This is a genomic window from Azospirillum sp. INR13, from assembly GCF_015390205.1.
Lineage (GTDB): Bacteria > Pseudomonadota > Alphaproteobacteria > Azospirillales > Azospirillaceae > Azospirillum.
In genome coordinates this window covers 19,243-44,366 of record NZ_VUOI01000049.1, presented here as the reverse complement: position 1 = coordinate 44,366, position 25,124 = coordinate 19,243, and the positions used below count along the sequence as shown (strand labels likewise).

The following is a 25,124-nucleotide window of genomic DNA, read 5'->3' as shown; positions in this document are numbered from 1 at the left end:
CAAGGAAGCGATTTTATGACATCGAACGATTGCACCCAGGTTCTGGACGCTTGCCGCCAACTAGTGGCGGCCGTCGATCCGCTCGTGACGGCGGCGAAGGCCGGGGTGGCGACGATGGTGACGGAGAACGGCAAGCTCGACCCGGCCCTGTTGGAGCGCGAGCAACTGGCGGTCCATGGGCTTGCTTGGCAAGCCACCTATGCGGCGGCCCTGCGGCAGACGCTGGCCTGGGCTGAGCGGCTGTCGGTGCAGGCAGCCTTCGGCCCGCTGGAGGCGGCGATTCTGCGCCTGGGCTTCGTTGAATATGCCGGACAATTGGCCGGCGGTATCCCGATGAGCCAGGTGGAGATGGTTCGCCCTGGCGATCTCGGTGTTCCGGTCGAACTGGTAGCCCGGTTGGCCACGCATCCTGCCCTTACCCGGCTGGCCGAGCCGGCGGCCCTGGCGGCCGACCGGCTGCTGCTTGCTGAAAAGGCTTCGGAAAGGGTGTTCGCCGCCCTGGCGCTGGACGACGAGATCCTGGAGATGCTGAACGGTCAATTCCAGCGTTTTGCCGAGAGCAAGGTGGCGCCCTTTGCTCAGGACTGGCACCGCCGGGATGAGCTGATCCCCTTGGAGGTGCTGGAGGAAATGGGTGAGCTTGGCGTCTTTGGCATGACTGTGCCGGAGGAGTTCGGCGGCAGCGGGCTTGGCAAGATAGCCATGTGTCTGGTGTCGGAGGTGTTGAGCCGCGCCTACATCGGCGTCGGCTCGCTCGGCACCCGTGCCGAAATCGCTGCCGAGTTGATCCGCCTGGGTGGCACGGCGGAGCAGAAGGACCATTGGTTGCCGCGCATCGCCTCGGGCGAGATCCTGCCGACGGCGGTGTTTACCGAGCCCAACACCGGCTCCGACCTCGGCAGCCTGCGCACCCGCGCGGTGCGCGACGGCGATGTCTATCGCGTCTATGGGGCCAAGACCTGGATAACCCACGGTTCCCGTTCGGACCTGATGACGCTTCTGGTGCGCACCGATCCTGACGCCGAAGGCTATCGCGGCCTTTCCATGCTGTTGGCCGAGAAGCCGCGCGGGACGGAGGTTACGCCGTTTCCGGCAGAAGGCATGACCGGCACCGAGATTCCGGTGCTGGGGTACCGCGGCATGAAGGAATATGAGATCGGCTTCGACGGCTTCGAGGTTCCGGTTGCCTCGCTTTTGGGCGGGATTGAAGGGCAGGGGTTCAAACAGTTGATGGAGACCTTCGAGAGTGCCCGTATCCAGACCGCTGCCCGCGCTCTCGGTGTCGCCCAGGAGGCGTTGCAGTTGGGAGCCGCCTATGCCCGCGACCGTCTGCAATTTGGCAAGCCCATCATCGCCTTCCCTCGCGTGCATGCGAAGATCGCCTGGATGGCGGTCGAGACGATGATGGCTCGCCAACTCACCTATTCCTCCGCGCGTGAGAAGGATTCTGGCCGGCGCTGCGATGTCGAGGCCGGTATGGCGAAGCTGCTGGCGGCGCGGGTGGCTTGGTCCAACGCCGACGCCGCCCTGCAAATCCACGGTGGCAATGGTTACGCGTTGGAATACCCGATCAGCCGCGTGCTGTGCGACGCCCGCATTCTGTCGGTTTTCGAGGGCGCTGCCGAGATCCAGGCGCAGGTGATCGGCCGTGGTCTGCTGGGGCCGAATTAATTGAGGGAGGGGCGATGACCAGCATGCTGATCGAAACGCGGCCCAGCGACGGGGTGGTCCTCCTGCAGCTGAACCGGCCCGAGGCTCGCAACGCCCTCAACCTCGACCTGCGCCGGGCTCTGTCTGCACGCTTCCTGGAGCTTGCCGACGATGCCAGCGTGCGGGCCGTGGTGGTGACCGGCGATCAAGCGGCTTTCGCTGCCGGCGCCGACATCGGCATGCTGGCAGCCAGGTCGCCGCAGGAAGTCGTCCAGTTGGGCCTGCACAGGCTGTGGAAGGCGATTGCAGACTGCCCGAAGCCGCTCATCGCGGCGGTGAACGGCTTTGCCCTTGGAGCAGGCTGCGAGCTGGCGATGCACGCCGACTTGATCGTGGCGGGCGAGGGCGCTCGTTTCGGCCAGCCCGAAGTGAAGGTCGGCATCATGCCGGGAGCTGGCGGCACCCAGCGGCTGATCCGCCTGATCGGCCGCGCAAAGACCATGCGAATGGTGTTGACCGGCGAAATGATTTCCGGCCGGCAGGCTTATGACTGGGGACTTGCCAGTCATCTTGTGGCCGACGAGGAGGTGTTGCCGGCGGCGTTGGAGGTGGCCAAGACCATTGCGAGCTTCTCCAGCGCCGCCTGCGAGCAGATCAAAGAGACCGTTCTGACTGCCGAGGATCTGCCGCTGGACGCCGCACTGGCTCTGGAACGCCGGTCCTTCTGGCTGCTGTTCGACACCCAGGGTCAAAAAGAAGGCATGGCCGCCTTTCTGGAAAAGCGCAAGCCTCGCTTCAACCCGGATTGACGCGCAATTCGGCTTGACCGATCCACGGCTCTGGGCTGGTCAGGCGGCTTCCGCCATAAAGCCGTTCAGGAACAGGCGCACGATGCGCTCGCATAGCTCGTCAGGACTGATCGGGCCGTCGGGCCGGTACCACAGTTCGGTCCAGTTCAACGCGCCGAGAAGCAGCAGAGCGTACGGCTTGTAGAGGTGGTCGGGAAGTGCCGGCTTCATGTCCCGCAAAACCAGTGTTGCCAGATCGACCACTTTGGCTTGAAGAGTACGCACTGCCGGCTGCATGTCTTCGGGTAGAAATTTGGCGTCGTTCATGGCGCTCAGATGGCGCTGGCGCGATCGAGTGGATTTTTGGACATAGACCTGGACAAAGGCGGTGAAGCGATCTTCTGGTGATCCCAGCGCTTCTACGGAGCTTTCAACGTCTGAAATCAGAGCATCAAGATGTTCTGTTAGGAGTTCAAGAAGAAGATCGTCTTTCGTTGGAAAATAATGATACAGCATGGACTTTGTAACGCCGCAAGCTTGGGCGATATCCTGCATTTTTGCTTTCGGGTAGCCAACCTTCGAAAAAAGGGCTGCTGCATTGTCAAGGATTGATTGGGATTTCACATCGTAATCATTGGCGCGAACGCGGGGCATGCTGAATGGTCCTTCCGTCGAATGGCAATCCACTGCTCGCTGGTTGATAGGATTGGTCCAAACCACCGACAACGTTGCATGGCTTTTGCACGATCATGTGTGTTTGTAAAGGGTGGGGTTTCTCACGGCAGAATCGGCAAAATATCATAGTCCGTCACGACGGACTATGATATGAATTCGGCTGACTCTCAGGTTGCTCTAGATGGTGCCGAACATGACTGACTTCCCCGTTGCGCGATCCCACCGGATTTTACCAATGCCTTGGCGCGCCTGGGGTTCTTTAGATCGCTCCCAGTCTTTGTCCAGGACCCCGAACCGATTGCCCATGTCCCCCCGCGTCGATTCGCCGCATTGCGGGGGGTGGTAATGAGCGAGGCAAAGGCCGAGAAGGCTGCCCGCCCGAACCGGCGGCCGGTGCATAGGCGTGTGGTGGCCTGCGACGCTTATCAGCGCGACGATGGTCTGTTCGACGTTGAAGCCACGGTCACCGACACAAAGCCCTTTCCCCTAGGGTTGCCGATGCGCGTGGTGCCGGCCGACAGCCCGCTGCACCAGATGACCCTGCGGCTGGCGGTTGACCGCCAGTATGTCATCCATGAGGTTGAGGTCCGTACTGAGCACGCGCCGTACCACACCTGTTACCCGATCGGTGACCGCTACCAAAAATTGATCGGCCTCGCTATTGGCCCCGGCTTCATGCGATCAGTGCGCGGCCTGTTCGGCGGTGCACTTGGCTGTACTCATCTGACCGAGCTTCTTGGGCCGATCTCAACCGTGGTCTTTCAGGCCTTGTGGTCGGAAGTGGGGATCGACGGCTGGAAGCGGGGGCAATCGCCGGTCGGCCACTGCTTGGCCTTGGCGCCAGGGGCGGAAATCACTCAACGGCATTTCTCACACCTTGTGATTGATAAGGCAGGCGAGAGCGGCGCGTAACAGTAGGTTCTGTCTCCATCCAGCAGGCTCCGCAACGCAAAAACGACGAGAGAGCTGCATCCGGGAGGAACATTATGTGGACTCATTGGAAAGGGGTGCCGGCGAAGGTCGCGCTGGCGCCCATCGGAGCTTTGTTGTGCGTACTGTTCTTTGGCGTGGCCGGCTACGCCATGCAGCAGAAGTTTGAGAGCTTGCTGAACCGCCTCGATCACGAGGTGTTCGAGCAGTATGAGCGGGCGGCCCAGCTGCAAGCAGAGGTGGTCTCGCTCTATGCTGAAACCTACCGAGTGGCGCTGCTGGCCTCCGCTGGCGTCGGCGGCGTCAACCTGAAGAACGAAGGAGCGGCGCTGACCGCGAAGGCCGAGCGCTTGTCTCGTGTTGCGCCCGTTCTGACCACCCAGCTCGACGAATTTGTGCTCGCCGTCAAAGACGCGGTGTCGCTGTTCGAAAGCAACCCGGCTTTGGCGGGGAGCCTGATGGACACGACCGAGATTGCTTTTGGCCAGTTGGTGAACGTTCTGAGTGATGCGACCGCAGCAGCCCGTCGCCAGAGGGAGGATGTTTTCCAGACTGCCCACGCCACCAGCGCCTGGGCCATGAAGGCGTTGGTCCTGTTGATGCTGCTTTTTACAGTTGGCGGCGTGGTGATCGTCGTCCTCTCGGTGCGGTGGATCGTGCGGCCGATCGTCCGGCTGACCGGGGTGATGGAGCGGTTGGCCGCTGGCGATGTCGAAGTCACCATCGAGGGTCAGCGTCAGGGCGACGAGATTGGTGCCATGGCGCGGTCGGTCGAGGTGTTCCGTGCCAACCGCATAGCCGCCGACCAGATGATCCGGGAGCGCGAGGCCCGGCAGGAGGCCGAACTGCTGCGGGCGGGCCAGATCCGGGACCTGAGCAGCCGCTTCGAAAGCAACGTTGGGGCAACGGTGAAGGGTGTTTCGCTGTCGCTGGAAGATTTGCGGTCGACGGCTTCCAATCTCGGCGTGGTGGCCCAGCGTGCGGCCGGAGAGGCCGAGGCCGTAACCCAGGCGGTGGAAACCGCAACCGAAAGTACCCAGACCGTGGTCCGTTCCTCCGGCCAACTGGCGCAGTCGGTGGAGGAGATCCGACGCCGGATCAAGGAAGCCGGACGCGTCTCGCGGCGGGGTGCGGAGGCGGTGGAACGCAGCAACGTGCTCATCGACGGTCTGGCCAAGGCGACGGAGGAGATCGGCAAGATCATCGCTCTGATCCAGGCGATTGCCACTCAGACGACGCTACTCGCCCTCAACGCCACCATCGAAGCGGCGCGGGCAGGGGAGGCCGGCAAGGGATTTGCGGTGGTGGCCGGCGAGGTCAAAAGCCTTGCGACCCGTACGGCAAGCGCTACCGAGGAGATTTCCGGTCAGATCGATGACATTCAAAAGGCGACCGCCGAGACCGTGCAGGTGGTCAGCGACATTTCCCGGATCATCCTTGGCATGGCTGAAGCTGGCAATGCCGTCGCCGTTGCTCTGGAACAGCAGGCTGCCGCAACCGATGAGATCGCCCGAGCTGCGGTCGTTGCTTCCACCTGCACTGGTGAGGCTTTCGCTGCCATGGACGGTGTGCGCCGGGGCAGCCTGGAGACGAACCGCGTGGCCGAGCATGTTCTCGACACAACGAGTCAGATGGTTCAGCACGCTGAATTTCTGCAATCCACCATCGAGCAATTTCTGGAAAAGGTTCGTGCAGCCTGAGGTGATGCCCTGTTTTGGTGTCACTCTACGAGTAAATTACTGTTAAGGCATGCTTTCTGTTGGGTGTTTGTTTCTTATTTTTCCGTGTTGCATCTGACATTGATGGGTATATGGCGATGTTTTGATTACACCTCCATCAACATCACGGGAAGGGGAGCTCCCATGGCCGGACCTTTAGATGGTATCATCGTCATCGAGTTGGCTGGGATCGGCCCAGGTCCTTTCGCCGGAATGCTGCTGGCGGATCTCGGCGCCGAAGTAATTCGCATCGATCGCATTCCTGCTGGGCAAGACGACCAGCTGAGCACCGCCCTGCGTAACGACAGCCTCGTCGATCGTGGGCGTCGCTCTATTGCCTTGGATCTCAAGGATCCCAGGGCGTGGAGATTCTCTTGCAGCTGGTCGCCTCGGCGGATGCGCTGATCGAGGGCTATCGTCCCGGTGTCGCGGAAAAACTCGGATTTGGGCCGGAGGCTTGTCACGCGCGAAACCCGCGCCTCGTCTATGGCCGCATGACCGGCTGGGGTCAGAGCGGCCCCCTGGCTCTTACTGCCGGTCACGATCTGAATTACATCGCGCTGACCGGCGCACTTCACGCCATGGGTGAGGCCAATCGCCCGCCGACGCCACCGCTGAATCTTGTCGGTGATTATGGTGGCGGCGGCATGCTGCTGGCTCTCGGGATTCTGTCGGCGGTGATCGTGGCAGGGCGCACAGGGCAAGGGCAGGTCGTCGACGCCGCCATGGTCGATGGCTCGGCACTGCTGATGTCGGCAATTTATGGATTGCGCGCCAAGGGCTTCTGGAGCGATGTGCGCGAGAACAATATGCTTGACGGCGGTGCGCCCTTCTACGCCTGTTACGAATGCGCCGATGGCGCTTACATTTCGGTCGCTGCCATCGAACCACAATTCTATAAGCAACTTCTGCAACGCTGCGAGATCACCGATCTTATTTTCAGCCGCCAGTGGGATCGGGCGCTTTGGCCAGTTATGAAGGAAAAGTTGGCTGCCCTGTTCCGGGTCGCGAACGCGGGCCGAATGGTGCGAGCGGCTGGAAGGCAGTGACGCTTGTTTCGCGCCGGTCCTGTCCATGACCGAAGCTCCAGCGCACGACCATTGCCAACACCGGGGCGTATTCGTCGAGGTGGACGGGGTGGTGCAGCCGGCTCCAGCGCCACGCTTTGACCGTACGCCGATCAAAGTGCCCCCGCCTGCGCCCCAGATCGGGCAAGACACCGTTGTCCTCCTGCAATCAATCGGGCACGACAGTGCGCAGATCGATGGGCTGATCAAAGCAGGCGTCGTCCATCAATGCGCGGGCGCCTGACCCGGACATTTTTCCAGGGCTGAAGCTGGAGTGGTGAGGTGATGTGGGGCAGTGGTGCATGGAGGCAGGAAGGAGCGGATTTGTCGGTGGCGAGCCGTTCTATAGAAGAACGGCCCCGTTTTCTCCCCTGGATGGTCATTTGCCGACATGCCGAACAAACACAACGACGCGCGGCGCCATCACATCCCGAAGATGTGGTTTAAAGTGACGAACTGGGCGTCGTACGAAGCCGGGCTGCGCCGGCGCGGCAGCCTGACGCTGTGGGTCAGCGATGCGGCGCTCGCAGCTTGGCGAACGTCGCCGACGACGCAGGGTGGGCAGGCGCGCTACTTGCAGACCGCCATTGAAACCGCCCTCATGGTCCGCTTGGTGTTTCACCAACCGCTGCGCCAGACTGAAGGGCTGCTCGCCTCTCTGCTGGATCTTCTGGGCCTGGCCCTGGCGGTTCCCGACCACACCACCATCAGTCGGCGGGCGGTGCACCTGACGCCGGTGTTGGCCGCTGCTCTGCCGTCGGGCTTGGTCACGCTGGTGATCGACAGCACCGGGCTCAAGGTGTACGGGGCCGGCGAGTGGCACCGGGACAAGCATGGCATGCGGGGGCGCCGGACCTGGCGGAATCTCCATCTGGCGGCGGATGTCGCCAGCAACACCATCGTTGCCGCCACGCTGACGACCACCGGCGACGGTGATGCCTCCCAGGTTGGGCCGCTGATCGAGCAGACCCGCGGCCCTATCGCCGCCGTCCTGGCTGATGGCGTGTACGACGGCGATCCGAGCTACCAGACCATTGCCGCTCGAGTGGTCATCCCCCGCGGGCCACGGCGGTTCTGAGCGATGCCGCTGAGGCGGCTCCCACCCAACAGGACCGGTCATATCCTGGCCATCCATCCGACGAAGGCACACCATGTCCGACCTAATCCTGGAAGATTCACCGGGGCATGAGCAGACCATGACCGTGGACGAGGCCGTCACCGCGCGCCGCTCAATCCGCGCCTTCCTGCCGCGGCCGGTGCCGCTCGATACCGTGCGAGGCGTGCTGGAGCGCGCGGCCCGCGCGCCGTCGGGTGGCAACCTCCAGCCCTGGCGCATCCATGTCGTTACCGACGCGCCGCTCAGCAAGTTGAAGGCGCTGATGGCCGTACGGGCGCGGGAGGTGCCGCAGGAGGCCCCCGTCGATTACGAGATCTACCCCACGCCCCTGCCGGAGCCCTACAAGGCGCGCCGCACCGCCTGCGGCGAGGCCATGTACGCGCTGCTGGACATCGCGCGTACCGACCGGGAGCGCCGCTGGAACCGGCTGCGGGAAAACTTCCAGCTCTTCGGTGCACCGCTCGGGCTGTTCTGCTGCGTGGACCGCTGCATGGGGGCGCCACAATGGGCCGACCTGGGCATGTACCTCCAGACTGTCATGCTGCTGCTGAAGGCGCGCGGCCTGGACAGCTGCGCACAGGAGGCGTGGGCGCTCTACCCCCGGACGATGGCGGCGTTCCTCCGCCTGCCGGACGACCAGATGCTGTTCTGCGGGATGGCGGTGGGCTGGGCGGACCCGGACGCGCCCGTCAATCGGCTGGTCACGGAACGCGCGCCGCTGGAGGCGTTCGTGCGCTTCCACACCGGCGACGCCGACGATTCTTAACGGCTACGAACGCCATGTGTAAAGGTCGGATGAAGTTTGGTTCTCCCGCACTTCTGGTGCAACACCGCCGCTGGTGGATTTGTGTGAATAGGCATGGAATAAGGGCTCTGACGCAGGTTAGTGGTGATCGCTCTATGTGAAGCCGGTGACGCGCGCTTGGCCAAGTCTGAGCGTCCCGATGCTCCCCTGCCGTCGTGGCGTGTGCCATCCAGCCGCCGCGCGGCCCACCTGCTGACGAGTGACCCGACCACGCTAAGCAGTGCCGACCGCCGGCTCGTCGACACCGTACGGGAGGTCGCGCCGGGCATCCGTGAAGTGGCGGACCTCATCATCGACTTCGGGAACCTCCTCCGCCGGCAGAGCGCGAGGTCGGCTCTGTTGCAAAGTTGGCCGGCACGCGGCGGAATGGCTGGACGTTGGAGGGAGCCAAACCGTGTCGGACTTCAAGGGTCGCCATTTCGAGGGCGAGATCGTGCTGTGGGCCGTTCGCTGGTACTGCCGGTACGGGATCAGCTACCGTGACCTCGAGCAGATGATGGCCGAGCGCGGCGTCACGGTCGACCACACCACCATCTATCGTTGGGTCCAGAAGTATGCCCCCGAGATCGAGAAACGGCTGCGCTGGCAGTGGCGCTGCCCACGATCGACCAGTTGGCGGGTCGATGAAACCTATGTGAAGGTCGGTGGCAAGTGGGCCTACCTGTACCGGGCCGTCGACAAGCATGGCAACACCATCGACTTCTACCTATCGCCCACGCGGAATACCGCGGCCGCCAAGCGTTTCCTCGGCAAGGCGCTGAACGGCCTGAAGGTTTGGGAGAAGCCGATGGTCATCAACACCGACAAGGCGCCCACCTATGGGCCAGCCCTGGCGGAGCTGAAGGCCGAGGGCAAATGTCCCGAGGAGACGGAACATCGGCAGGTCAAGTACCTGAACAATGTCGTCGAGGCCGACCACGGCAAGTTGAAGCAGCTGATTCGGCCGGTGCGGGGCTTCAAGACCCTGAAGACGGCTTATGCGACGATCAAGGGGTTCGAGTGATGCGTGCGCTCCGCAAAGGGCAGGCGGCCGCCTTCAACCTGACCCGCGACATACACGGCGAGGCACGCCTTGTCGAGCGCGCCTTCAACGTCGGCCCCTGCGTGCTCGCCGAAGCCGTTCAGCTCGTCAACCAGCAGCTCGAAACTCCAGGCCGCGTAGCCTCCGAAAATGATGCCGGTCGTCATCATCACGCGCCTACTACAGGAAGAGTTTGCAACAGAGCCGGCTCGGCTACTCGCTGGCCCAAACCCCGACCGGCCGCCTGCTGAAACGCTCGGCGCATCCGGCCGACCGGCCTGCGCTGTTCGCAGCACAGTTCGCGCTGTCGCACGCCTGCTGGCTGCTCACCTATCCGCTGGCGGGCTGGCTTGGAGCAACCGCTGGATTGGATACGGCCTTCGGAGTCCTCGCCGTGATCGCCGCGGCGGCGGTCGGGTTGGCGGCCCTGCTGTGGCCGGTGGACGATCCGGCCGAACTGCCGCACACCCATGACAACCTGCCAGCCGGCCACCCGCACCTCGCCAGAGCCGAGCACACCGGGACCGGACACCGTCACAGCCACGCGCTGGTGATCGACCGTGAGCATCCGGTTTGGCCCGAACGCTGATCGCACGCCATGATCGAGGATCCCACCGTCACCATCCTGTGGAACGAGGGCACCGTCGGCGAGTGGGGACGGCATTACGCCGCGATCCCGCGCTCGACACTGCCGCAGAGCTTCGGCTATGCAAGCGCGATGGCCAAGACGCGCGGCTATGTCCCGCGGCTTGGCCTCATCCAGCAGGGGGAGCGTCCGATCGGGCTGGTGCAGGTGCTGCAGCGCCGGTCGCTGAAGCTGTTCCGCCAGACCCACATTCACCGCGGGCCGCTGTGGCTGGGAGGGACGCCGACGCCGGAGACCGCCGAGGCGGTATTCCGTCTGCTGCGTCGGGAGTACCCGAACCACCTGTTCAGCCGCGTCAACCTCCTGCCCGAATTGCCGGCCTCGCCGGAGATGGCGGCTGTGCTGGAGCGCTGCGGTTTCCGTCGCATCGCGCCCGGCTACCAGACGGTCTGGCTCGACCTGTCGCCGAAGCTGGAGGCAATCCGCGCCCGTTTCGGCGGCCCGTGGCGCAAGGGACTGCGTGCCGGGGAGGCGGCCGGTCTGGTCCTTGATGTCGACCCGGCAGCGCAGAACCTGCCGTGGCTGGTGCGACAGGACCAGAAGCAGGCGGAAACCAAGGGATACCGCAGTGTCTCGGGGACGCTTGTCGTCCGGCTGCGCAACGCGCTGCACAAGACCGGCGGGGTGCTGATGATCACGGCGCTTGCTGGAAAGGAACCGGTGGCCGCCGGGCTGTTGTTCATCCATGGGCAGGCGGCGACCTACCAGATCGGCTGGTCCAACGCGGCGGGGCGGAAGAGCAACGCCATGCGGCTGGTGCTGTGGCGGGCGATCGAAGAGCTGAAGAAGCGCGGTGTCACCGCGCTCGATCTCGGCGGAATCAACCCGGACGATGCCCCCGGCGTCACCGAGTTCAAGCTTGGCTTGGGTGGCAAGGCGGTGGAGACGCCTGGGCTGTATCGTTGAGACCACTGGCGGGCGGGCTGCTCCGGCCGGTTTCGCATCTGCTTTGCGCACCCGTCTGGTCGCCGGTATCCGCCTCCTTGCCCAGGATGGCGGACCGGCCTCCTCCGGAGGGCGAACATGCCGGAACAAGGCGGCGCTGGAGGCGGCAAACGGACTGAAGGACATGATCGCAGGCGGCATTACCAGCTCAGTATCCCGCGGTTCGAGGTAGTGTAGGACTGAGCATACCAGTGCCGTCCGCAATGGGAACGTCTATCGCGACCAAAGGCCGATCGGCCGTGAGAAGCCAGCAGTCGGCAGAGGATATTATACAACGCCATCGTCCCGGCAGGCGCCGCCGGAATGCCAAGTTGGCTGAAGATCTGTTTGTCCGGAGCATCGGTAAACCAGTGATCGCCGACACTCGCTTATAGGAAAGATCCTGATTGTCAAAGATTTTGCTGCTGTGCAACAATAAGGTATGCAGGCACGATACCGAATCGCATGGGACGTTACCGGTTGGGCGGTGATCGACATGACGTCCGACCAGATCGCGGAGTACAACGCGCGTCCGTTGATGGGGCTTTTGCCAGAGGATGCTGAGAACATTTGCAGCATGCTAAATGCCAACCTCACGCCCTCCATTAGGCAATTTGGGTAACTTGCCTTTAAATTCCCCGACTATTCGCATATGCCTTGCCGGTCGAGGGCTGCCGTGTGAGGCCACCAGAGGTGGTCGAACCCGCCTGCCGGCAATGTCTCATGCACTGCGATCCAATTTCGGTAATCTCGGGTCCGTCTCAAACATTGTAGTTCCCGTCTCACTAAATGCGGGCCAGAGCCTGCTTTGCGTCTCAGCCAATCCGGTCCCAGAATCGCTCTAAATCTCGGGTCCGGCCGCCGATGATCTCGGGCCGCTACACCTACGCTTCGGCACCATTGCACTCGCCGCCGGACGGCTGCAGGAACTGGCGAACACGGTCGACCACGCCCAGCGTCTTACTGACGCAGGCCTCGGCCCAGGCACGCCGGCCGCGGAGTTGCTCGCCCGCTCGATTTCCGATGGTGAGCACAATCGGCTGAAGGCTGCCACCATGATCCCTGCGAAGGTGGTGCCGGCGCCACGGCGGCAAGCCAACATGCCGATCGGGCAAGGCGACCTCTTCGCCTGCCTGGCCGCCTGAGGTACAACTATCGAAGGTCGAACGGCACAGCCACACCAGCGAAAGGCGGCGGAAATCGCCGTCTTTCGAGGTCGCGGGCAATGCCGAAAATCGGCTAACCAGATGCCATTGCACGTTGGAGTATCCGACCGTGACCAGACTGCCCACCACCGCCCTGCACTCCATTGCCGTCGCCACGGTTGCTATATCCCTGACTGCCTGCACAACGACTTCTCGGCCCCGTCCAGTGGACGGATGGCAGCAGGCGCGCGACGCCCAACGACAGCTGTTATCCGGCGCTGGCCTCGAGAACCACTTCAAGCAGCCCCTGGTCAATGGGAAGCCGACCGTGACGACGGGCCGCGACGCTAAGTTTGACACACTCAACATCAGCTACGATCCGCGCTACGTCACCTCGGAGGAAGTCACCGAAGCCGGCAGCACCTTCTGCGAGAAGCAGAAGCTGGGTCGGCAGCCTATTCTCCTGGAGATGAGTGCCGGGCAGTTGGATGAAAGTAACCGGGCTGCCCGTGAGCGGGTCCAGATGACGAGCTCGGCAACAATTTTCTGCACCAATGGCTCTGCGGCCGATGAGGCCCTGCTGGCCGCATATAAGGGCTCCCGGACAACGGCGCTCCAGCAGGAGGCGCAGCGCTCGGCGATGCAACGTTCGGCACAGCTCCGGGCCAGGATCGAGGAATCGCAGGAGAACCGTGCCCGATGGGACGCCATTAAGCGCCGCGACGAACAGCGGGTGAATGGATCGACCGGCTACACCTACGTCCCGACGCACTGACCATCGTCCACCCACGACATCAGAACCGCCATCCCTTCGGAGAAGCAACCGCCATGAGCACCCCCGTCACGAACGACCGCGTTTCTCTGGATATCCCCGATTTCGTCGGCCACACGAAGGGCTGGGATGGCGGCGTGTCGTTCGGGAACCTGGAGATCTTCCAGTTCTGCTCGGTCATGAAGCAGATCGATCCAAACGGGCAGCTGCGCCAGCAGATCACAGACGCGCTGAACGCTGCGCCCGTGGGGCGGCTGGATCCCAAGAGGAGCAGCGCAACCTCGTATTCATGGTTGATCTGGTTCCGGGACGGAGCTGGCGACGCGCGGACACGCTGGATTGCACCGTGCCGCGACATCTACGAACGGGCATCGGATTATCACGGGTGGCGCTGGTGCATGCATGCCGGCCGTCCGTTGCCGCACCTGTCAATCACAGGCGTAGCGCATCTCGAAGACGACATTGCCCAAGCGCTGCCGATCCTGCGCGATCCAGTCCGCACCGTGATCCATCCTGGTCGCCTCCGCGTGGTGTCCAGCCTGATCGAGGCCACACCGGACTGTCGCGAACGGGTGCTGGCCCGGATCAGCGTTTGGCACGCAGATGCCGTTCCGACCGAGGCAAGGGCGAAGCTGGAGCAAGCCCTCGTCCATCATGGACTTCGGATTGACCCTGCCAATCTCGGCACCAAGCTTGCGGCGTGACGTGAGAAGGTTCAACGACGTGCTGACGTCTCGATGCGGTACCGAGCGATGACCAAGCTGACTCCGGCCCAGATCGCCCAGCTGATGCGGATCGACGCCGGCGGAATAGACGGGATGCCCGCCGCTGGCTTCACAGCGTCTGCACCGGAGAAACGACTGCTGACGCGCGGGCTGATTCAGACCTGGACAACCAGCATTCCGGCCGGGATCGGCGCCTTGACCATTAAGCTGAGCCTGGCGGCTTTAACCAACGACGGTCACCGGCAGTTCGCTGAACTCGGTCTGCCCCCATCTGCCGACATGGCTAGGTTCATCGGGCGGCGGCAGGGATGGTGCAGCACCAATTACGAGTTGCTGCGGATCGCCCACCTGAGGGGCTATGTGGAAGTCGTCGAACGGAGCGGTGTCGGCGGCTGCACAACGCGCTGGCGCCGCACAGAATCCGGGAAGGCCGCGCTGATCCTGTTCCATGAGCATGAGCGACTGGTGGCTGAGGAGATGGCCAAGCTAGAGGCCGCACACCTGACCCGGAGCAAGACGCAAGACATCGCGAGGCCGCGGACCCGGGGCTAGGGTTCGTCAGCCCATTGCCCCATGGCCGCCAATATCTGAGCTGGACGGCAGAACGTACCTGCGGGTGTCGTCTATCTTGCCAAGGAAGCGACCTGGACCATGTGCAGGCCTTGGCGACTGGCGGTCACTTAACAATCGGCAGAACGCGTTCAGTTCACGCCCAGCGCCTCATCAAGCAGAGGCTGCGGGCCATCGGCAAACGGGTTTATGATGGTGACTCCACCCAGCGTTCGACCGGCCTGACCATCTTCCGACAGGAGGAGCCGGCACCCGTGACGCTTTGCTGTCGCCCAGATCATCGCATCCCAAAACGACCAGCCATGGTGGGTGACTGCGTCTATCGCGTCCGTGAGGCACGCGTCGTCAGCCGCGACCACCGGCAATGTGTCGCGCCACTGCTGGACAATGTCTGTCGCTCGCTCCGGCGGGATGCCCTGCTTAGCGCTCGTGAGGGTGCGGAAGAGTTCCGCAAGAGACTGGAGCGTCAGCACGCAGTCCCGGCCGGGGAGACGGTGGATCAGGGCAACTGCCTGGTGGTGCCGCTTCCCGGCGGCCCGGTCGACCGCATAAACCAGGATGTTCGTGTCGAGCGTGAAGCGCATTGCTGTTACCGGTCATAAAGGGCGTCACGGTCAAACCGCTCGCCCCCGAGGTCCACTCCATCTTCCAGCGTCTGGAACAGACGGTTCCAAGCCGAGCCGCCATCTGTTTTGGCGGCAGACCGATCATAGGGCGCCAACTGCGCCACTGGCTGCCCGCGCTTGGTGATGATCACGGTGTGCCCACTGGTGGCCTGTCCGAGGATCTCGGAGAATTGCCGATTGGCGTCGGCTGCAGATACGGTGCGATGCATCTCGGCTTCCTTGTAGTGATCTCACTACTATACGAGCGGGGCTGGCTTGGGTCAATGTGCGGGTAGTGTGGCCACTAACTTCGGGCAATGTGTCCTGGCTGCTCAGGCGTGCGAGACAGCGTTGGTGATCGTCGCAATCTCAGCGAGCTGCACGATGTCCAACTTGCCCGATAGCTTTAGCTGCTCCAGCCGACCGGCGCTGTTGCGCAGCACCCCGGTACCGGCGGCGGTGCGCGTGTACCAGTCGCTGATCCGAGCCCCCTCCCGCTTTACCAGCGATGGTTGGATGGTCAGACGCACTCGACGGCGAGGGAGGCCAGAACGCCGATCTGGCCCTCGATGTCGGCGAGCGCACCACCGACGGCGTCATCGACCTCATCGTCTCCGCAAGGGGAAGCGGTCAGGGCCTCCAGCTTGCGCCGGGCTTCGTCCAGGGCAGCGGTCGCGGTGGCGATGTGATCGGCAGTGGTCATGGAGCGGCCCTCCTATGGCCGGGCGTTAGTTGGCGAAATCAGCGGGCCTTGCGCGCCCGCGCAGCGAGATAGACGAAGGTGCGCCAATCCGGGGCTTCGCTGTCGGTGCCGAACTCCCAGAGCGGTCCGACAAAGACGCGCCACCACGCGTACATGTCACGTGCCAGTTCCACGTCTTCGGCGGTGTAGCCGGCGGCAACGGCACGCTGGGTCGCAATGACGGCAGGGTCGCCCTGGATGGTGCCCGCAGGCTGGTCGGGGATCATCGTCATTGCTGTAAAGCTCCAGGCTGGCGGCGTCTCGTGGACGGGTCAGGCTTCGCGGGCAGCCCAGTTCCTGAACGCCGAGAGGTACATTGAATACTCGCCGGGCTCCTTGTAGACGGTCTTTCCGTTCCTGACCTGGCGATAAAGCACCGCCGGTTCGCCCTTGGGCTCCGTCTCCGGACTTCCGAGCCATTGAACCGGGACGTGGTGGCCGACCTCAACAACCAGACGCTCCGTGCGCCCCGACTTGTTGACATAGCTGCGACCAGCGATGATCTCGATCTTACTCATGATGTTCTCAATTCCAGCGGTTTGTGGAAGGTCAGGCGGCAAGGGTATGGGACAACCGACCGGTGATCTCGGCCTCAGGGTGCTTCCTGGCCCACGCCGCAGCCTCAGGTGTGAGCTGAGCCGAACGCAGCAGGCCGAACCAGCGTGACTTGATGGTGATGATCCCGTCTTGCTCCAGGAGGAGCGCGTCTGCATGGGACAGCGTTCGGAGCGACTCCCTGCGCGAGAGGGTGATCGTTCCGCCGGTACGGACAATGCGATGGACCCGCGACATTTGAAAGATAGTGGTCGGCGCTGAGGCGATCATTGGGAGGTTCTTCTCGGCGGGTGCTGTCTGGAATTCAGTCAGTGATACCGGCTGCGCGCTCGCGCTCGCAATCGTCCAGGGCATCAGACAGGAACGTCGGGCTGCCGGTCCAGCGCGGCTTGGGCCAGTTGGCGACGATCACCTGCCCAGTCGCCGGATCGCGCTCGACGGTGGTTCCAGCCTCCCGGAACATCTCGTCCATAGTTTCATTGCCGGTCTTGATCGGGGCGGCCATGTCGGGCTCCTTCGGGATGATCAGGCGAAACTCAGAAGGTAGATCGTATCGCTCAAAATTGATTGCCAGACTATCAGAAACCCGCTACCGTGCAAGCAGAAATGCTAGCGGAGCGCGTAAAAATGCAAGCGCTGCAATCAGGATTGCCAGCTACATGCTCAATAGGGCAGCATGCGCGCATGCTAACAGGAACACAGATCAGAATGGCGCTGGTCGCACTCGGGTGGACGTACGAGCGGCTGGCACAAGAGACAGGGCTGAGCGAGGCGACAATCAATCGCGCCTGCAAGCCTGAAGGAGTGCCCGATGTCCGGGCCTCCACCCTCGCCAAAATTCAGGAGACGATGGAGAAAACCGGAACGATCTTTATCGCAAAGGACGCACATGGAGGGCCGGGGGTTCGTCTTCGCTGACGACTCCAACAAGTCCTCCAGCAACCAGCCGGTCAGATGTTCGTTCCGGACACGCAATTTGGCACTTTGAGATGAGAAAAGCACGATGGGAGCCCGCTCCGACTGTCCGGAAAGTCCTCCAGAAACCGGTGTCGCTGGCACCGGCAGAAAGGGTGTGTCACAGATCGTGGCACAAATTCGACTTCGTGGGGCGCGGTTATGCTCATCGGCTATGCTCGGATCTCAACCGGAGATCAAAGCCTCGACCTCCAGCGCAATGCGCTGCAGGGGGCCGGGTGCGAACGCATCTTTGACGACGTGATGAGCGGAGCCAAGCCCAAACGCCCTGGCCTGAACAGGTGCCTCCGCGCGTTGGAGGCGGGCGACACGCTTGTTGTGTGGAAGCTCGACCGGCTGGCGCGCTCCCTCAAGAGCCTGATCGAGGTTATGCAACACTTGGACGGGCGCAAGATCGGCTTCCGGTCGCTCACGCAAGCGGTCGACACCACAACGCCGTCGGGCCGGATGATGCTGGGGATCCTCGGCGTCGTTGCCGAGTTCGAACGCGACCTGATCATCGAGCGGACCAATGCCGGCCTGCAAGCCGCCAGGGAGCGCGGTCAGACCTTCGGGCGACCCGTGGTGGTGACGCCAGAGAAGCTGGCGGAAGCCAAGCGGCTGATCCTCGTAGAAGGTCTGTCAGTGCCCAAGGCGGCAAAGCGGATCGGTGTCAGCCCGGCGTCGCTGTACGCGGCCATCCCAGGAGGAAAGAGTGCTCTCCTTGGTGAGAGGCTGCAGGTCGATGAAATCGCATTTCCAGGATAGGAACCCCGCCATGGATCGAGCCGAAGAAATTGCCCGGCGGGCTATTGAGCCTTTCCGCTCGCTATTCCGCGAGGGGGCCGAGCATCTGGTGGACGGGCTGATCAACAGCGTCGCCGGCGAGCTGCGGGGTGAGACGGGCCGGATCAAGGATGAGGCCTGCGCCGCGGTCAATGAAGCCCTCACCGCCATCAATTCCATTCGCTGAAGGAGCCGCACATGGATCGGCGCCGTCCGACTGTCACCGAAGAAGAGGTGCTGCACCGCTTGGAGGCGGAAAGCCGCCAGCAGACCGAGCGCGTGCGAGCGATGCTGCACGAGGAAGGGCGGCCTGATCTGGTGGAGGACCTCGATCGGCAGCTGCGGGAGAGCAGGCTGGGGATCACCGGTGCGCGGGCGACTTGGGATGCACTGAGCGAGCCCCAGCGCAAGGTACTGCTGACGCTGCTGGAAGGGAACCGGCGCCTCGTCCGCCAGAATCACTCCCAGCACTGGTATGACGTGATCGGCGAACCCGAGGCAGTCGCACGCGTGGCTGGTCGGCCGACGATCCGAAATCTGATTGCCCGGGAACTGCTGGCACCCGACGGCGGCGCCTTCGACCCGGAGGCCGCCGCCGTGCTGACGGAGCGCGCTCGCTTCGTCGTCCAGCACGGACACCAAAACAACAATCCAGGATAGGAGGCATCAATGAGGGGCTTAGATATAGGCTTAGCATTCGCCTGCACGATAATGATTTCAGCTATTGGAATTGCATATAGCGCGGCCAGCGGCACCACTGCTACGGTGGACCTCGGTCGTGACGTGTACCGCCTTGCGTCTCTGCAACGAGTGACGCCGGTCCCTTGTCCGGATGCACCTCATGAAGCCTGTCAGCGCGTCGCAGGCCCTTTTCTGGTGGCCGCTGATGGCCGCCTGTACAGCACCGTCTCCCAGGAGGGCGAGCGACAGCCCCGGCTTATTCTGGACCCACGGACGGATGGCGGCCGGTGGGTGGAGACCGGCTGGGAAGGCGACGCGATCTCCTATCTTGACACCGTTAAGAGGTTTTACGAGAAGCGCCAGACGGCCGACACGGCGCAATAGGCTGTCTTAAAAATGAGAGATAAAAACATGACCCGCATTTGGAGTCGCAGATACCGTTCGCGGGAAATTCATCTTATAGTTTGGTGGCTGGTTATTCTAGCTTTCGGCTTTATGATGAGCTGCCTGAAGGTCGGCGATGATGAAAACTGGCTTGCTCGCGCGGGCGGCCTGATGACTATTCTTAGTGTCTATCTTAGCGTCCCGGCTGAACTCGAACGCCAACGCCTCAGGGGCGCCGGGGAAGCCGCGCGTCGGCTCATGGACGTCACGCTGCCGCAGATCGAGCGTCAATACGGCGCCGAAACGGCCGCCAAGGTGCGGCAGGAAACCGACAAAGAGATCGAAGATATCCTCGGGAGAGCACACGCCGGCGTGCGTCGAATGGAGGTGTTTCTTCTCGTTACCGGCACCCTGATCTGGGCCTTCGGCGACCTGATCAAGTATTTTCGCCCATGGCTTGTGAGGCATGGCTTCCCTCAATGAAGCATAGAAAAGGAGGCGCATGAAATGCGTGGCTGGTACAGCATTATAAGTGACAAGCAAGTTGATTTGTTAAGGGACTTGGCGACAGGGGCGCGGTTGCACCGTGCCGAGCCATTCGAGGGAAGGCTTGATCTTGAGCAGAATGGAGAGCGTCGGCCTTCGCCCTATACGAGCGGCGATTACTCCTTCCTTTTGGAGCTAGGCTTCGTCGAGGGGTTGGCCGAGAATCGGGAACCATTCTATCCGGTGGCCATCACCGCAAAGGGACGCGATTACGTTGCTGGGGGCTACTGGTTGAGGGGCTATCGCCCCGGCAAGCTGGACGACGGCCGCTGGGCCGTATCTACGCCCACTGGCCAAAAGGACCTCAGCAGTGCTGTTCGGGGGCGTGAAAGGATCCCGTCCGAAATCGCTCGGATCGTGATGCTTAATATTGGGCGGCTTGCTCAGCAAGGGTAGGCGCCCTCAGCATCTAAGAAAGGAGGGTCATGAACATGTCTAAACGCACAATGTCTGATGCGGAATTAGCTGAAGCTATCGCCTTTCTCACCAAACCTCGCACCTATGCGGACAGGCTGTGTGAGGAGATTGTGGAAAGCACCTCCCGGTTCGAGGAGGCGGAGTCGATTACCCGCACCACCGTGGAATACTTCCTTTTGCCGGCTCGCATGGCCGTCACTCCCGTCACTGCGTTCTTCCGACGCTGATTAGCGTGGTGTCGCATAAAGGAGAGAAATGCCATGCCGCTGCGCATCAATGCCGCATTGGAGCCCTGGCCCACAAGTGAGGTGGTCCGGTTGGTGAAGCCGGACTATGCACGGCTGCCGGCTGCGGCTTACCAGTATGAACCAGCACGACTCACGGCACGACAGGCGGTGTTCCGCGCGACCAACCTCGACGAGGACAGCATCGCAAAGTTACTCGTGGAGGCGACCGCAGCCCGCCCGATCGTCACCGCAAGACCACGCTCCGCACATGAGGCGTTGCGCATCCACGCCCTGGCAATCGCGCATTGCAAAAAGTACGGCGGCACTTGGATCCTAGACGAGGCGCTGCGGGTCAGTACCCCCTTCCTGAGCGAGGCCGCAGACTAATAGATCGGCACTGCCAGTCAGCCGGCCGCCTTCCGCACGGGCCATCCGATCAGTGGCATGCAACGGGCTGCAACGTCTATTTAAGGAGATATTGGACATGCGCAGAATAATTTTAGGCGCTGCATTGAATATCCTAACAGGGGTGGCTCCTAATTTAACTGCTCACGCTAGCTCAGAGGATTTGACCGATCTAATCCAAAATGCGGAGTGCCGTGATGGATATGAAACGCAAACAAACAAGTTAAAACAGCTTCTTCGTTTTGATGGCGCTTCCTTGCGAGAATGACACCCGAACCCGATCAAACATAATTGTAACCGTGCCGCGGTGCGATGGCGAGCCGAAGATACAAGAGCGCAATGTTAAAGCGGGGCATGAGTATTTTCGTGTTCTCGCAGATCATGCACGGCAATCGTTCCGCCTCAATAAAGCTGGGTATGCGGCATACGCGCGCTATGCGATAGATGAACCATTTTACAGCGAATGTGCCACCCCATAACATAGGCGCCCGGTCCTGCACCTGGGCGAAGCTCGCGGCGCCGATCAGCAGCACCAGCAACGCAGCCCGGCACATCGGATTAAGGGTCTAATAATGGAGAGGCTTATGTCGATAGCAGATGGAACGTACGAGCTGAGCGGTACGATTCAAGATATTAATGGCAACCCACTAGCTCTAAATGGCGAATATGATATCCGTAGAATACGTAATACTGACAAGCTCCATCTGACTAGAAAGGTAGTCCATAGTGTCACGGTCGACGACATGGACACGGCAAAGCGCGAGTCTGATCGACTTCGCAAGACTTATCCTCCAAAGCTAATGCAATTCAAACCGGATGCCACCGTCACTGAATCCGCTCTAGGACCGGTTATTGTCCGGCATCTACCATAGGAGCCGACCATGAGCGTCTGTGAGCTGCAACCGTTGAGCCTTTTCCGCGGCTCATTGACCGCCGCCCGCAGGTCTTTGCTTCAGCGCTTGGCCGAAGCCGGCGGCTCTCTGGTCGGGGCAGCTTTGTCCACCCGTGAACGGTCCACCGCGTTCCGCATGACCGACGCGGCGTCGATGCTGATCCAATGGAATCCACCGGCAAACGGGGGGTGCGACAGAAATCTGGTCGAATGGACCCTGTCCATTACTGCCGCTGGCCGGACCGCCATACGGGACATACACCAGGATCTCGACAGCAGGCACGTCGCTGCCTTGCGGCATCTTGATCTGCGGGTTTGGCGTAACTGGCAGGACGCTCCTGCGCCAGCTGATGCGCCGGCGTACGAGGACTTGGTGGTCCTCAAGCTGGTCAAGGCTGATGCGGCAGGAGTGCTCTGCCGCCTGACCACGCATGGTGCCGCGGCGGTAGAGGGATTTAAGCTTCTCGGCGGCCAGTCGATTGAGGAATGGCGAGGTAGCTTGGATTAAGGAGGGGACAGCGAAAGTGCTGAGTGAGACAGAGCCTGTTACCATCGAGGTCATTGCTGTGCGCAAGGCACCAGTCGGCGGAAAGCTGCTGGCCCTTGTTGATGTTTCGATTACAATCCATGGTATTGAATTCAAGGTTCGTGGCCTCCGTGTGTCGCGGGCAATCTTGAACGGGGAGCATGCCACTTCTGTTACCGCTCCTCTTCACCGGGATAATGGGGGACAGTGGATGTCAACTGTCACATTCCCAGAAGAACTTCACGAACCTCTATCGGACATCGTGTTGAACGCCTGCATTGAACACGGTATTTGCCGGATGGCGTGAGGCGATGTCGACGACGCCGATCAGCAGCAGCAGGATCGCCGACAGCCCGGCCGCCGCGGTGGTGGTGCTGGGCGAGCGCCCGGCGCCGCCCGCCGCCAGCAGGTCCTGCGCGTCGACGACGCCGATCAGCAGCAAAATTTTCGCGCATGGCGAGCATGCGCGCGGTAGACTCCTCCGGCAGACAAAGCGAGGCCTCATGAACCGCCGGCTATCACCCGTCCGAGATCCCGAAATGAACGACAGGCGCCGCCCGGCAGATGCCGAACCCCCGGAGGCTCTTGATCCGGCCGCGGCATTTGCGCTGGGGCAGTGGGGGATGGCGAAGCGACTGGCCCAGCCTGGTCGACCACCGCGCCGGCGCTGAGCTGACGCCTGCATCCCGGCCTTGCGGCGAATAGTCGGCGGCAAGAGGGCATTACCGCCTGGAAAATACCGACAGCACCCCCACGAGCTTGGAGTGGGTCGTCCGGTGGGCGATAATGGGCCGGTGGTTCCGTCGCTGAGACGGTCTGCGCCCGACACCAGTAAAGGAAATCAGAAGGTGATGTTGAACACGGACTTCGGGGAACCCCTCGACAAGCTCTGCCCGAAGTGCGGGAGTGCAAACCTCGTCCACAGCGTGGAAACGCAGCCGGTCCGTTTCCCCTATGGACCTGGGGACGTCCTGATGGCGACCGTCGATGTGCAGGTCCCTGTCACCACGTGCGGCGCCTGCGGGGACGCCTGGACTGATGCCCGCGCAGAGAGCGTCCGGGAAGAAGCCGTCTTGCAGCGCCTTGCTGAGTTGAAGGCCTGAGAGGTCTGCCGCGGCTGAGGAGGCGCAGGAGTTGCGCCTCTCCGAGGCTGGATCAATCAGTGGAGCGTGAGGCTAATCTGACGCTCCCGAAATGGGAGATTTGCCTTGCTCCCAAATGGGAGGGTGATAGCCTCCAAGTATGAGGATCATTGCCTACAGGACGCTCCGGGAGCATTGGGAGAAGCCAGGTCGCGGCGACAGCCGGGACCCGCTGGTCCAGTGGTTCGCGGTGGTCGAGGCCGCCGACTGGGTGGGGCCAGCCCAGCTGAAGGACCAGTTCCGGAGCGCCAGCTTCGTCGGGGACCGGGTGATCTTCAACATCGCCGGCAACAAGTACCGGCTGGTCACCGCCGTGAAGTATCGCTGGCACATGGTCTACATCCGGTTCGTCGGCACGCACGCCGAGTATGACGAGTTGACCCGCAGCGGCAGGCTGGAGGACATCTGATGGACGTAACCCCAATCAAGACCGATGCTGATTTCCGTGCGGCGCTCGCCGAGATCGAGCGGCTATGGGACGTCGAGCCCGACACGCCGGACGGCGACCGTCTCGACATCCTCATGACGCTGGTGGAAGCCTACGAGCGTCGCCACCACCCCATGCCGCCGGCAGACCCGATAGCGGCGATCGAATTCATGATGGAGCAGCGCGGGATGACGCGCGCCGACCTGGAGCCAATCATTGGATCGAGCGGCAGAGTGTCGGAGGTCCTGAACCGGCGCCGGGCGCTTTCGGTTTCGATGATCCGGCGGCTGTCCGAATCGCTCCAGATTCCTCCGGAGATCCTGATACGGCCCTACGACCTTCAACGGGCTGCCTGAACCGTCCAGACAAGGAGCCCCGCCGTGCGAACCTTGCACCAGGAGGTCATGCGCGAAGCCGCCTCGACCGGGCAGCCGAAGTTCCGACCGACGCAGTCACAGATCGCTGCCATGCGGATGGCGGCGAAGCGAGACTGGCCTGCCGGCGAGCCTCGCATCGACTGGATTAACAAGGCGACCGCACGGGTCCTGCTTCGCGAGGGTGTCATCGTCGAGCGGCCGCATAGCGCGGCCGGAGGCCGCGGGAACATCATCGATCTGACGCCGGTAGGTGAAGCGCTGCTGGTTTCTATCTGAGGAGCGCCATAATGCAAACGCTGGTGAAAGGCATGCGCGTCCGTGCCGAATGGTTCGAGGCACGTCCTTTTGATGCCGTGTCGCTGGCTGGCGTCCAGTTGAAGGTTGCTGCCAACCCAAAGGTTGTTGAGGGTACTGTCGCGCATATCCGCGGGGACCATCCCACCTCGCCGAGATCCGTTGGGGTCTGGATCTCCACCGACGCCGGCGATGAGGTTGTCGTCGATGCCCGCCACATAATCAGCGCCAGCGCGCCTGCCGATCCAGCATAGGAGGGCCGACGGCGCCGGCCAGCAGCAGGATCGCCGCCGTCCCGGCCGGTCAGCCGCCGCGGTGGAACTGGCCGCGCGCCCAGCGCGCCGCCCCCGTCAGCAAGTAACGCGAGCCGAGGGCGCCGACCTGCAGGACCGCCAGCTGCCTTAAGTTGTCGATTAACGAGTTTGCGGCTAGGGTGCCGCACTAGAACCGGCACCGTACAAACCCGCCGTCCACCTGCGACGGCGGCGTTATCTGAGGAATACCATGACGCGAAATGAACGACTTGCGACTGCTTTTACTTCCATGAATGAGGCATTCGAAGTGTTGCGCCCTCTCGCGATCGGGGGCAGCGAAAAAGGTCCTGCGAGTGA

General features: G+C 62.5%; 37 protein-coding genes and 2 pseudogenes. 28 read left to right on the top strand and 11 right to left on the bottom strand.

From position 1 onward, the window contains the following. The first annotated feature begins 15 nt into the window (after window positions 1-15). A complete protein-coding gene (locus F1643_RS20990) occupies window positions 16-1,671 on the top strand; it encodes an acyl-CoA dehydrogenase family protein (protein WP_194915237.1) in 1,656 nt (551 codons plus the stop codon). A 14-nt stretch (window positions 1,672-1,685) separates the two neighbouring features. Next, the gene (locus F1643_RS20985; protein WP_206692603.1) at window positions 1,686-2,459 is read left to right on the top strand and encodes an enoyl-CoA hydratase-related protein; all 774 of its coding nucleotides are present in this window, start codon (window positions 1,686-1,688) and stop codon (window positions 2,457-2,459) included. A gap of 39 nt (window positions 2,460-2,498) precedes the next feature. On the opposite strand, the gene F1643_RS20980 is transcribed toward F1643_RS20985, so the two are convergent. Further along, window positions 2,499-3,092 (bottom strand): TetR/AcrR family transcriptional regulator, encoded by a 594-nt coding sequence (locus F1643_RS20980; protein ID WP_194915236.1) that lies wholly within the window; start codon window positions 3,090-3,092, stop codon window positions 2,499-2,501. Between the two features lie 366 nt (window positions 3,093-3,458). On the opposite strand from F1643_RS20980, the gene F1643_RS20975 reads away from it, so the two are divergent. The 9 genes and pseudogenes from F1643_RS20975 (at window position 3,459) to F1643_RS20940 (ending at window position 11,323) form a co-directional block, all read left to right on the top strand. Beyond that, entirely contained in the window at window positions 3,459-4,025 is a 567-nt protein-coding gene (locus tag F1643_RS20975; protein ID WP_194915235.1) for a DUF2889 domain-containing protein, read from the top strand. A gap of 95 nt (window positions 4,026-4,120) precedes the next feature. Beyond that, window positions 4,121-5,743: a HAMP domain-containing methyl-accepting chemotaxis protein gene (locus F1643_RS20970; RefSeq protein ID WP_206692602.1), complete on the top strand. Its 1,623-nt coding sequence runs from the start codon at window positions 4,121-4,123 to the stop codon at window positions 5,741-5,743. A gap of 102 nt (window positions 5,744-5,845) precedes the next feature. Continuing rightward, window positions 5,846-6,810: pseudogene (locus F1643_RS24165) on the top strand (CaiB/BaiF CoA transferase family protein). After that, on the top strand, window positions 6,752-7,072 hold the full coding sequence (locus F1643_RS24160; RefSeq protein WP_370540744.1) for a CoA transferase: 321 nt from the start codon (window positions 6,752-6,754) through the stop codon (window positions 7,070-7,072). Before F1643_RS24165 ends, F1643_RS24160 begins: the two are co-directional and overlap by 59 nt. A 147-nt stretch (window positions 7,073-7,219) precedes the next feature. Beyond that, window positions 7,220-7,906, top strand: coding sequence for an IS5 family transposase (locus F1643_RS20960; protein ID WP_194915232.1), 687 nt, complete (start codon window positions 7,220-7,222; stop codon window positions 7,904-7,906). A 73-nt stretch (window positions 7,907-7,979) separates the two neighbouring features. Then, window positions 7,980-8,711: a nitroreductase gene (locus F1643_RS20955; RefSeq protein ID WP_206692601.1), complete on the top strand. Its 732-nt coding sequence runs from the start codon at window positions 7,980-7,982 to the stop codon at window positions 8,709-8,711. Between the two features lie 433 nt (window positions 8,712-9,144). Further along, window positions 9,145-9,896 (top strand): annotated as a pseudogene (locus F1643_RS20950) (IS6 family transposase); the annotation flags it as partial. A gap of 68 nt (window positions 9,897-9,964) precedes the next feature. Next, complete coding sequence (locus F1643_RS20945; protein ID WP_194915231.1) at window positions 9,965-10,360, top strand: hypothetical protein; 396 nt, start codon at window positions 9,965-9,967, stop codon at window positions 10,358-10,360. Window positions 10,361-10,369: 9 nt separating this feature from the next. After that, the gene (locus tag F1643_RS20940) at window positions 10,370-11,323 is read left to right on the top strand and encodes a GNAT family N-acetyltransferase (protein WP_194915230.1); all 954 of its coding nucleotides are present in this window, start codon (window positions 10,370-10,372) and stop codon (window positions 11,321-11,323) included. A 902-nt stretch (window positions 11,324-12,225) separates the two neighbouring features. Here the strand turns inward: F1643_RS20940 and F1643_RS20935 are convergent. Next, window positions 12,226-12,663 (bottom strand): hypothetical protein, encoded by a 438-nt coding sequence (locus F1643_RS20935; protein WP_194915229.1) that lies wholly within the window; start codon window positions 12,661-12,663, stop codon window positions 12,226-12,228. 49 nt (window positions 12,664-12,712) lie between these two features. Here F1643_RS20935 and F1643_RS20930 point away from each other — a divergent pair, with 49 nt between their 5' ends. Genes F1643_RS20930 through F1643_RS20920 form a run of 3 tightly spaced genes read left to right on the top strand, consistent with a single transcriptional unit; the run spans window position 12,713 to window position 14,535 of the window. Further along, a complete protein-coding gene (locus tag F1643_RS20930) occupies window positions 12,713-13,261 on the top strand; it encodes a hypothetical protein (RefSeq protein ID WP_194915228.1) in 549 nt (182 codons plus the stop codon). A 53-nt stretch (window positions 13,262-13,314) separates the two neighbouring features. After that, a complete protein-coding gene (locus F1643_RS20925) occupies window positions 13,315-13,962 on the top strand; it encodes a hypothetical protein (protein WP_194915227.1) in 648 nt (215 codons plus the stop codon). Between the two features lie 48 nt (window positions 13,963-14,010). Further along, window positions 14,011-14,535 (top strand): hypothetical protein, encoded by a 525-nt coding sequence (locus F1643_RS20920; RefSeq protein ID WP_194915226.1) that lies wholly within the window; start codon window positions 14,011-14,013, stop codon window positions 14,533-14,535. 149 nt (window positions 14,536-14,684) lie between these two features. Here the strand turns inward: F1643_RS20920 and F1643_RS20915 are convergent, their stop codons facing one another. The 8 genes from F1643_RS20915 to F1643_RS20880 form a co-directional block, all read right to left on the bottom strand. Next, entirely contained in the window at window positions 14,685-15,137 is a 453-nt protein-coding gene (locus F1643_RS20915) for a PIN domain-containing protein (protein WP_194915225.1), read from the bottom strand. Window positions 15,138-15,142: 5 nt separating this feature from the next. Then, window positions 15,143-15,388, bottom strand: a complete 246-nt coding sequence (locus tag F1643_RS20910) for a type II toxin-antitoxin system Phd/YefM family antitoxin (protein WP_109155053.1) — start codon at window positions 15,386-15,388, stop codon at window positions 15,143-15,145. A 102-nt stretch (window positions 15,389-15,490) separates the two neighbouring features. Continuing rightward, a complete protein-coding gene (locus tag F1643_RS20905) occupies window positions 15,491-15,688 on the bottom strand; it encodes a hypothetical protein (RefSeq protein ID WP_194915224.1) in 198 nt (65 codons plus the stop codon). After that, window positions 15,679-15,861 (bottom strand): hypothetical protein, encoded by a 183-nt coding sequence (locus tag F1643_RS20900; protein ID WP_194915223.1) that lies wholly within the window; start codon window positions 15,859-15,861, stop codon window positions 15,679-15,681. Before F1643_RS20900 ends, F1643_RS20905 begins: the two co-directional genes overlap by 10 nt. A 38-nt stretch (window positions 15,862-15,899) precedes the next feature. Further along, window positions 15,900-16,133: a hypothetical protein gene (locus tag F1643_RS20895; protein WP_194915221.1), complete on the bottom strand. Its 234-nt coding sequence runs from the start codon at window positions 16,131-16,133 to the stop codon at window positions 15,900-15,902. 39 nt (window positions 16,134-16,172) lie between these two features. After that, window positions 16,173-16,418, bottom strand: coding sequence for a hypothetical protein (locus tag F1643_RS20890; RefSeq protein ID WP_194915220.1), 246 nt, complete (start codon window positions 16,416-16,418; stop codon window positions 16,173-16,175). Window positions 16,419-16,449: 31 nt separating this feature from the next. Further along, window positions 16,450-16,725, bottom strand: a complete 276-nt coding sequence (locus F1643_RS20885) for a hypothetical protein (RefSeq protein WP_194915219.1) — start codon at window positions 16,723-16,725, stop codon at window positions 16,450-16,452. Between the two features lie 34 nt (window positions 16,726-16,759). Then, on the bottom strand, window positions 16,760-16,960 hold the full coding sequence (locus tag F1643_RS20880; RefSeq protein WP_194915218.1) for a hypothetical protein: 201 nt from the start codon (window positions 16,958-16,960) through the stop codon (window positions 16,760-16,762). A gap of 203 nt (window positions 16,961-17,163) precedes the next feature. Between F1643_RS20880 and F1643_RS20875 the strand changes: the two genes are divergently transcribed. The 10 genes from F1643_RS20875 (at window position 17,164) to F1643_RS20830 (ending at window position 22,255) form a co-directional block, all read left to right on the top strand. Then, window positions 17,164-17,373 (top strand): helix-turn-helix domain-containing protein, encoded by a 210-nt coding sequence (locus tag F1643_RS20875; protein ID WP_194915217.1) that lies wholly within the window; start codon window positions 17,164-17,166, stop codon window positions 17,371-17,373. Window positions 17,374-17,571: 198 nt separating this feature from the next. Further along, window positions 17,572-18,177 carry a recombinase family protein gene (locus F1643_RS20870; RefSeq protein ID WP_194915216.1) on the top strand — a complete coding sequence of 202 codons (606 nt, stop codon included), beginning with the start codon at window positions 17,572-17,574 and terminating at the stop codon, window positions 18,175-18,177. 10 nt (window positions 18,178-18,187) lie between these two features. Then, entirely contained in the window at window positions 18,188-18,382 is a 195-nt protein-coding gene (locus F1643_RS20865; RefSeq protein ID WP_194915215.1) for a hypothetical protein, read from the top strand. An 11-nt stretch (window positions 18,383-18,393) separates the two neighbouring features. Next, window positions 18,394-18,855, top strand: a complete 462-nt coding sequence (locus tag F1643_RS20860; protein WP_194915214.1) for a hypothetical protein — start codon at window positions 18,394-18,396, stop codon at window positions 18,853-18,855. A gap of 432 nt (window positions 18,856-19,287) precedes the next feature. Next, the gene (locus F1643_RS20855) at window positions 19,288-19,743 is read left to right on the top strand and encodes a hypothetical protein (protein ID WP_194915213.1); all 456 of its coding nucleotides are present in this window, start codon (window positions 19,288-19,290) and stop codon (window positions 19,741-19,743) included. A gap of 24 nt (window positions 19,744-19,767) precedes the next feature. Then, window positions 19,768-20,202, top strand: coding sequence for a hypothetical protein (locus F1643_RS20850; protein ID WP_194915212.1), 435 nt, complete (start codon window positions 19,768-19,770; stop codon window positions 20,200-20,202). Window positions 20,203-20,231: 29 nt separating this feature from the next. Then, window positions 20,232-20,450 carry a hypothetical protein gene (locus F1643_RS20845; protein ID WP_194915210.1) on the top strand — a complete coding sequence of 73 codons (219 nt, stop codon included), beginning with the start codon at window positions 20,232-20,234 and terminating at the stop codon, window positions 20,448-20,450. Window positions 20,451-20,483: 33 nt separating this feature from the next. Beyond that, window positions 20,484-20,837, top strand: coding sequence for a hypothetical protein (locus F1643_RS20840; protein WP_194915209.1), 354 nt, complete (start codon window positions 20,484-20,486; stop codon window positions 20,835-20,837). A gap of 97 nt (window positions 20,838-20,934) precedes the next feature. After that, window positions 20,935-21,123: a hypothetical protein gene (locus F1643_RS20835; RefSeq protein ID WP_194915208.1), complete on the top strand. Its 189-nt coding sequence runs from the start codon at window positions 20,935-20,937 to the stop codon at window positions 21,121-21,123. A gap of 613 nt (window positions 21,124-21,736) precedes the next feature. After that, the gene (locus F1643_RS20830; RefSeq protein ID WP_194915207.1) at window positions 21,737-22,255 is read left to right on the top strand and encodes a hypothetical protein; all 519 of its coding nucleotides are present in this window, start codon (window positions 21,737-21,739) and stop codon (window positions 22,253-22,255) included. 268 nt (window positions 22,256-22,523) lie between these two features. Here F1643_RS20830 and F1643_RS20825 read toward each other — a convergent pair whose 3' ends face one another. Continuing rightward, window positions 22,524-22,715 (bottom strand): hypothetical protein, encoded by a 192-nt coding sequence (locus tag F1643_RS20825; protein WP_194915205.1) that lies wholly within the window; start codon window positions 22,713-22,715, stop codon window positions 22,524-22,526. 800 nt (window positions 22,716-23,515) lie between these two features. Here F1643_RS20825 and F1643_RS20820 point away from each other — a divergent pair. The 4 genes from F1643_RS20820 to F1643_RS20805 are packed head-to-tail and all read left to right on the top strand — an operon-like array spanning window position 23,516 to window position 24,767. Further along, window positions 23,516-23,824: a type II toxin-antitoxin system HigB family toxin gene (locus F1643_RS20820; protein WP_194915203.1), complete on the top strand. Its 309-nt coding sequence runs from the start codon at window positions 23,516-23,518 to the stop codon at window positions 23,822-23,824. Further along, window positions 23,824-24,198, top strand: a complete 375-nt coding sequence (locus F1643_RS20815) for a type II toxin-antitoxin system HigA family antitoxin (RefSeq protein WP_194915201.1) — start codon at window positions 23,824-23,826, stop codon at window positions 24,196-24,198. Before F1643_RS20820 ends, F1643_RS20815 begins: the two co-directional genes overlap by 1 nt. Before the next feature lie 48 nt (window positions 24,199-24,246). Then, window positions 24,247-24,495 (top strand): hypothetical protein, encoded by a 249-nt coding sequence (locus F1643_RS20810; RefSeq protein WP_194915199.1) that lies wholly within the window; start codon window positions 24,247-24,249, stop codon window positions 24,493-24,495. 11 nt (window positions 24,496-24,506) lie between these two features. Continuing rightward, window positions 24,507-24,767 carry a hypothetical protein gene (locus F1643_RS20805; protein WP_149228704.1) on the top strand — a complete coding sequence of 87 codons (261 nt, stop codon included), beginning with the start codon at window positions 24,507-24,509 and terminating at the stop codon, window positions 24,765-24,767. Window positions 24,768-25,124 lie beyond the last annotated feature (357 nt).

Excerpts from the sequence above, each read along its gene's own strand:
- F1643_RS20860 (WP_194915214.1), top strand. The coding sequence starts at position 18,394 with ATGGATCGGCGCCGTCCGACTGTCACCGAAGAAGAGGTGCTGCACCGC.
- F1643_RS20865 (WP_194915215.1), top strand. The coding sequence starts at position 18,188 with ATGGATCGAGCCGAAGAAATTGCCCGGCGGGCTATTGAGCCTTTCCGC.
- F1643_RS20805 (WP_149228704.1), top strand. The coding sequence starts at position 24,507 with ATGCAAACGCTGGTGAAAGGCATGCGCGTCCGTGCCGAATGGTTCGAG.
- F1643_RS20890 (WP_194915220.1), bottom strand. The coding sequence starts at position 16,418 with ATGAGTAAGATCGAGATCATCGCTGGTCGCAGCTATGTCAACAAGTCG.
- F1643_RS20845 (WP_194915210.1), top strand. The coding sequence starts at position 20,232 with ATGAACATGTCTAAACGCACAATGTCTGATGCGGAATTAGCTGAAGCT.
- F1643_RS20855 (WP_194915213.1), top strand. The coding sequence starts at position 19,288 with ATGACCCGCATTTGGAGTCGCAGATACCGTTCGCGGGAAATTCATCTT.
- F1643_RS20880 (WP_194915218.1), bottom strand. The coding sequence starts at position 16,960 with ATGGCCGCCCCGATCAAGACCGGCAATGAAACTATGGACGAGATGTTC.
- F1643_RS20985 (WP_206692603.1), top strand. The coding sequence starts at position 1,686 with ATGACCAGCATGCTGATCGAAACGCGGCCCAGCGACGGGGTGGTCCTC.
- F1643_RS20850 (WP_194915212.1), top strand. The coding sequence starts at position 19,768 with ATGCGTGGCTGGTACAGCATTATAAGTGACAAGCAAGTTGATTTGTTA.
- F1643_RS20960 (WP_194915232.1), top strand. The coding sequence starts at position 7,220 with ATGCCGAACAAACACAACGACGCGCGGCGCCATCACATCCCGAAGATG.
- F1643_RS20915 (WP_194915225.1), bottom strand. The coding sequence starts at position 15,137 with ATGCGCTTCACGCTCGACACGAACATCCTGGTTTATGCGGTCGACCGG.
- F1643_RS20940 (WP_194915230.1), top strand. The coding sequence starts at position 10,370 with ATGATCGAGGATCCCACCGTCACCATCCTGTGGAACGAGGGCACCGTC.
- F1643_RS20925 (WP_194915227.1), top strand. The coding sequence starts at position 13,315 with ATGAGCACCCCCGTCACGAACGACCGCGTTTCTCTGGATATCCCCGAT.
- F1643_RS20810 (WP_194915199.1), top strand. The coding sequence starts at position 24,247 with ATGCGCGAAGCCGCCTCGACCGGGCAGCCGAAGTTCCGACCGACGCAG.
- F1643_RS20885 (WP_194915219.1), bottom strand. The coding sequence starts at position 16,725 with ATGATCGCCTCAGCGCCGACCACTATCTTTCAAATGTCGCGGGTCCAT.
- F1643_RS20900 (WP_194915223.1), bottom strand. The coding sequence starts at position 15,861 with ATGACCACTGCCGATCACATCGCCACCGCGACCGCTGCCCTGGACGAA.
- F1643_RS20980 (WP_194915236.1), bottom strand. The coding sequence starts at position 3,092 with ATGCCCCGCGTTCGCGCCAATGATTACGATGTGAAATCCCAATCAATC.
- F1643_RS20895 (WP_194915221.1), bottom strand. The coding sequence starts at position 16,133 with ATGACGATGATCCCCGACCAGCCTGCGGGCACCATCCAGGGCGACCCT.
- F1643_RS20875 (WP_194915217.1), top strand. The coding sequence starts at position 17,164 with ATGGCGCTGGTCGCACTCGGGTGGACGTACGAGCGGCTGGCACAAGAG.
- F1643_RS20870 (WP_194915216.1), top strand. The coding sequence starts at position 17,572 with ATGCTCATCGGCTATGCTCGGATCTCAACCGGAGATCAAAGCCTCGAC.
- F1643_RS20975 (WP_194915235.1), top strand. The coding sequence starts at position 3,459 with ATGAGCGAGGCAAAGGCCGAGAAGGCTGCCCGCCCGAACCGGCGGCCG.
- F1643_RS20910 (WP_109155053.1), bottom strand. The coding sequence starts at position 15,388 with ATGCATCGCACCGTATCTGCAGCCGACGCCAATCGGCAATTCTCCGAG.
- F1643_RS20955 (WP_206692601.1), top strand. The coding sequence starts at position 7,980 with ATGTCCGACCTAATCCTGGAAGATTCACCGGGGCATGAGCAGACCATG.
- F1643_RS20990 (WP_194915237.1), top strand. The coding sequence starts at position 16 with ATGACATCGAACGATTGCACCCAGGTTCTGGACGCTTGCCGCCAACTA.
- F1643_RS20815 (WP_194915201.1), top strand. The coding sequence starts at position 23,824 with ATGGACGTAACCCCAATCAAGACCGATGCTGATTTCCGTGCGGCGCTC.
- F1643_RS20835 (WP_194915208.1), top strand. The coding sequence starts at position 20,935 with ATGCGCAGAATAATTTTAGGCGCTGCATTGAATATCCTAACAGGGGTG.
- F1643_RS20840 (WP_194915209.1), top strand. The coding sequence starts at position 20,484 with ATGCCGCTGCGCATCAATGCCGCATTGGAGCCCTGGCCCACAAGTGAG.
- F1643_RS20920 (WP_194915226.1), top strand. The coding sequence starts at position 14,011 with ATGACCAAGCTGACTCCGGCCCAGATCGCCCAGCTGATGCGGATCGAC.
- F1643_RS20820 (WP_194915203.1), top strand. The coding sequence starts at position 23,516 with ATGAGGATCATTGCCTACAGGACGCTCCGGGAGCATTGGGAGAAGCCA.
- F1643_RS20830 (WP_194915207.1), top strand. The coding sequence starts at position 21,737 with ATGAGCGTCTGTGAGCTGCAACCGTTGAGCCTTTTCCGCGGCTCATTG.